This is a genomic window from Neobacillus drentensis (genome assembly GCF_036965245.1).
In the GTDB taxonomy this organism is placed as follows: Bacteria; Bacillota; Bacilli; order Bacillales; family Cytobacillaceae; genus Neobacillus; species Neobacillus drentensis_G.
Window position 1 is genome coordinate 1 of record NZ_JBALPG010000195.1, and the last position, 2,437, is coordinate 2,437.

The following is a 2,437-nucleotide window of genomic DNA, read 5'->3' on the forward strand; positions in this document are numbered from 1 at the left end:
CAAAAAACATTTTACCATATGGTTTATAGTAACATCATCAACAACATCATCAATTACGCAAAAATAAAATTTTGAAACAATATGGGGGGAATTTATCATGGCCCGAATTAATTATTGGAATCCAGAAGACGAAAAGTTCTGGAATACCGAAGGAAAAAAACATGCAAGAAGAAACTTATGGATCTCCGTACCATCTTTGATGCTCGCATTTATCGTTTGGCAGATATGGTCAGTAGTTGCTGTTAGACTTAATGATATCGGCTTCCATTTTACCGAAGAACAATTATTTACTCTTGCAGCAATCCCAGGTCTAGTTGGTGCAACATTGCGCTTTGTTTATACATTTGCAGTTGGATCAATAGGCGGAAAGAACTGGACAGTTATTTCAACAGCCGTTCTTGCGATTCCTGCAATCGGTATTGGTTTTGCTGTCCAAAATCCAGATACACCTTTTTCGATTATGCTTTTACTTGCAGCACTTTGCGGTCTTGGCGGCGGGAACTTTTCATCTTCCTCAGCAAATATTAGCTTTTTCTTTCCGAAAAAGGAAAAAGGCACTGCACTTGGAATTAATGGCGGTTTAGGAAACATGGGAGTATCAGTTGTTCAATTTGTTACACCATTAATTATTACTTTAGGTACTTTCGCACTTGTTGGCGACAAACAAGTACTAGCAAATGGCCAGGAAGTTTGGTTACAAAACGCAGCATTTATCTGGGTAATCCCAATTGTAATAATGACTTTGCTTGCCTTCTTTAAAATGGATAATGTTCCAGGAGCAAAACAATCCGTAGCAGACCAATTTGTGATTGTAAAACGGAAACACACTTGGATCATGACTGTTCTTTACGTAGCAACATTTGGATCTTTTATCGGATATTCAGCGGCATTCCCGTTATTATTAAAATCTCAATTCCCTGAACACCTCTCCCTTGCCTTCCTTGGTGCTTTAGTGGCAGCAGCTGCAAGACCAGTCGGGGGCTGGATGGCTGACAAACTTGGTGGTGCAAGAGTTACAGCATATGTATTAGTCATCATGGGAATCGGGGCAGCAGGTGTTATTTACTTCATAAATGATAAACAGTTTGCAGGATTCTTAATTGCTTTCTTGGTATTATTCTTAGCATCAGGGATTGGTTCTGGTTCAACATTCCAAATGATTCCAACACTCTTTATCCCAAAAGAAGCTGCACCAGTTATCGGATTTTCAGCGGCATTCGCTGCCTATGGCTCATTCTTTATTCCAAAGCTTTTTGGTTGGTCTGTTAATACGACTGGCACACCAGTTACAGCTTTCTACTTCTTTATCGGATTCTATGTGATCTCTTTTGGATTCAACTGGTACTTTTATCAAAGAAAGGGTACAGGTGCAAAATCATTAGCAAAACAGGTTGGATAATATCCAAAATTATGTAAATGGGTCTTCTTGGTAAACTTTTTATTAGACTGGGCATCGTAATAAAAAGGAGTGAAAAATTATGCCAAGAGGTAAAGAATTGGAGCAGCTTCCAATGGCGAACATTGCCCCAGGTGCTGGTAAAGATGCTGGGGGTTATAAGAGAGAAGTCCTTGGAAGTATGGTACAGAATAATCAGCCCGCACCTAGTAATATTGATAAAGAGAACGAAGATATGGTTTAAGGCAGGATTTCTATCCTGCCTTAAATTTTGGTACTTATAATAATGAAAATAACTTTTTCAACGAAAAGATGGTATTAAAAGATTATTCTTCTATCAGTTCAGCAATTTCAACTGTTGTTCTTTCTTCAAGCGGTCCTCGTAAATGAACTGTTGCTGTGTTCCCATCTTCATTTAATTGATCAATCCAAACAGAAGCCCCATTGTATTTAACTTCAATATCTGCTGAAGAAGATAAAATTTGTTTTATACGGTTAACATTCATGGCTTTCACTCCTAAAAAATGGTCATTATATTTTTTTGAACTGAATTAACTTTTCATACAAAAATAAAGGTTGTAACCGTTTACTTCTATTATATATAATTTTTAACGGTTGTAAGGAAATTGAATCTGTACTCCATTTATGGTTCCAGGCTCATCTATATTTTCAAGGCTAGACAAGTAATTTGCTAACTCAATTTGTTGTTCCTTTGGAGCACCTTGCTTTAAATGCCAATTTCCAGGTTCATCAACGAAATAAGGACTTTTGGTAAACTCCGGTCTATTTCTGGGCATTAGCGATTCCTCTTTTCAATTTATTTCTTTTGTCCTTCGCGGTTATGTTTTCCAATAAATATAAAATTATTCAATATCCATTCAGTAAAAGATAAGACTATATTCATATTGCGCTGCACATGTTTCAAGTTTATGATAGGTAGAAATGTTACCACTAATTGGATTTTATTTGTAGGTGTTTCAGAAATGGCAAATAAAAAAATGAAACTTTTTTTTTGTTAAACCGTCTTATATTAATGAGGAA

The 2,437-nt window shown here is 36.4% G+C and carries 4 protein-coding genes; 2 read left to right on the forward strand and 2 right to left on the reverse strand.

The features are described 5' to 3' along the window. The first annotated feature begins 97 nt into the window (after nt 1–97). Together V7150_RS25045 and V7150_RS25050 are read left to right on the forward strand one after the other, a co-directional pair. Nucleotides 98–1,399 (forward strand): NarK family nitrate/nitrite MFS transporter, encoded by a 1,302-nt coding sequence (locus tag V7150_RS25045; RefSeq protein WP_335523683.1) that lies wholly within the window; start codon nt 98–100, stop codon nt 1,397–1,399. Between the two features lie 79 nt (nt 1,400–1,478). Continuing rightward, nucleotides 1,479–1,640, forward strand: a complete 162-nt coding sequence (locus V7150_RS25050) for a hypothetical protein (RefSeq protein WP_335523685.1) — start codon at nt 1,479–1,481, stop codon at nt 1,638–1,640. An 82-nt stretch (nt 1,641–1,722) separates the two neighbouring features. Here V7150_RS25050 and V7150_RS25055 read toward each other — a convergent pair whose 3' ends face one another. Together V7150_RS25055 and V7150_RS25060 are read right to left on the reverse strand one after the other, a co-directional pair. After that, nucleotides 1,723–1,902, reverse strand: coding sequence for an H-type small acid-soluble spore protein (locus V7150_RS25055; RefSeq protein ID WP_335523689.1), 180 nt, complete (start codon nt 1,900–1,902; stop codon nt 1,723–1,725). A gap of 102 nt (nt 1,903–2,004) precedes the next feature. Further along, the gene (locus tag V7150_RS25060) at nt 2,005–2,193 is read right to left on the reverse strand and encodes a hypothetical protein (protein WP_335523691.1); all 189 of its coding nucleotides are present in this window, start codon (nt 2,191–2,193) and stop codon (nt 2,005–2,007) included. Between the last annotated feature and the right edge of the window lie 244 nt (nt 2,194–2,437).